This window comes from Geobacillus sp. ZGt-1 (assembly GCF_001026865.1).
GTDB lineage: Bacteria > Bacillota > Bacilli > Bacillales > Anoxybacillaceae > Geobacillus > Geobacillus thermoleovorans.
Genome location: NZ_LDPD01000222.1, coordinates 1 through 1747 on the forward strand (window position 1 = coordinate 1; position 1747 = coordinate 1747).

Annotated in this window: 2 protein-coding genes; both read left to right on the plus strand. The window is 46.0% G+C overall.

Annotated features, from left to right (window positions below; translation table 11 throughout):
* Positions 1-795, plus strand: a 795-nt coding sequence (locus VU18_RS16850) for an SDR family oxidoreductase (RefSeq protein ID WP_047758637.1), incomplete at its 5' end; no start/stop codon positions are given.
* A gap of 77 nt (positions 796-872) precedes the next feature.
* Entirely contained in the window at positions 873-1514 is a 642-nt protein-coding gene (locus VU18_RS16855; protein ID WP_021321583.1) for a YesL family protein, read from the plus strand.
* The last annotated feature ends 233 nt before the right edge of the window (positions 1515-1747 follow it).

Below are 1747 nucleotides of genomic sequence, written 5' to 3' on the forward strand. Positions count from 1 at the left end.
GGGGGTGGGGTATTATGCAGCTGCATGGCGAAAGAACTGGCCCGCCAAGGAATGAAAGTGGCGATTTTAAACCGAACGCTCGAGAAAGCTGAAAGAATCAAGAATGAAATTGAAGAGCGAGGAGGTGAGGCGCTGGCCATTTCGTGCGATGTTCTGGATGTCGAACGCGTCAAACAGGCGGCAGAAATGGTAGCGGACGTTTACGGGCCGTGCGATGTCCTGATTAATGGGGCAGGCGGAAACCATCCGCAAGGCATTACGACAAAGGAAATACTCGAGTTGCAGGATCTAGAGAATCAAGACATTACAACGTTTTTCGACTTGACGACAGAAGGGTTTTCCTATGTTTTTGATTTAAATATTCTTGGGACGATCATCCCGACGCAGCATTTTCTTAAACAGATGATAGGAAGAGGGGGAACCATCATCAATATTTCCTCGATGAGCGCTCCGCGGCCGATGACGAAAGTGCCGGCGTACAGTGCGGCTAAAGCGGGAATTGAAAACTTCACGAAATGGCTGGCTGTGCATGTCGCAGAGATCGGGGTTCGCGTCAATGCGATTGCCCCGGGATTCTTTTTGACGAAACAAAATGAACATCTTTTGAAACATCCTGACGGATCGTATACAGAGCGGACGAAAAAAATTTTGATGCATACACCGATGCGGCGGCTCGGCAAGCCGGAAGACTTGCTGGGGACTTTGCTTTGGCTTGTGGATGATCAAATGAGTGGATTTGTCACTGGAACGACTGTTCCTGTTGACGGCGGCTTTTTGGCTTATGCCGGAGTTTGAAGGGAGGGTAAACAAAGCCTCCCCTCTTTTTTTGACTTATGATATACTGGTAAAAAACAAGAAAAGGTGGATGAATTATGCGCACCGGCTTGCTGGATGGAAAGTTGTATCGGGCTTGTGAATGGATTACAAGACTTGCATATATCAATCTATTATGGTTTGTCTTTACCGTCCTTGGACTGGTCATTCTCGGCATTGCGCCGGCGACGGTGGCGCTGTTTACGATCGTAAGGAAGTGGCTTCTCTTTCACGATCACGATGTTCCAGTGCTGAAAACATTCGTTCGTACGTATAAAGGTGAATTTTGGCGGGCGAACCGGATTGGGCTTTTGTTGATGGCGGCAGCGTATATTTTCTATATCGATCTTTTATACCTCGCTCACGTGCCAATAGAATGGAGATTTCCGTTTTCTGTTGCTTTGCTGATCATTTTCATTTTTTATACAGTGACGCTTTTATATGTATTTCCGATCTATGTGCATTACGAATTGCGCTTTTGGCAATATATCAAATATGCCTTTCTCATTGGAATGGCCAATCCACTCATGACGCTCGTGATGCTGATGAGTGTTGGGGTCTTGTTCGTCTTATTGATGTATATTCCGGGGCTGATCCCGTTTTTCAGCATCAGTTCGCTCGCCTTGGTGGTGATGAGCGGCGCATTGCGTGTATTTCGCAAAACAGAGGAAAGGCTGGAGGTCAGGAAACAAGGGGGGTGATATGAACACTTTCCCTTAAGAGTAAATATAGAAAAAGGTCCATTATGGCTTAAAAGAAGCTGAAGCGGACTAAGGAGTTGTCAACACAAGCGATCAAAAAGGGCTGGCTTAAAAGGATGTCTGTCCTCTCGATGAAACACCGGATATAGAAGTGAATTCGTTCAATACGGTATATATAGAAAGAGGATGCCTCGTTGCTGTTGAGACATCCTCTGTTTTTTGCAAGCAAAAAA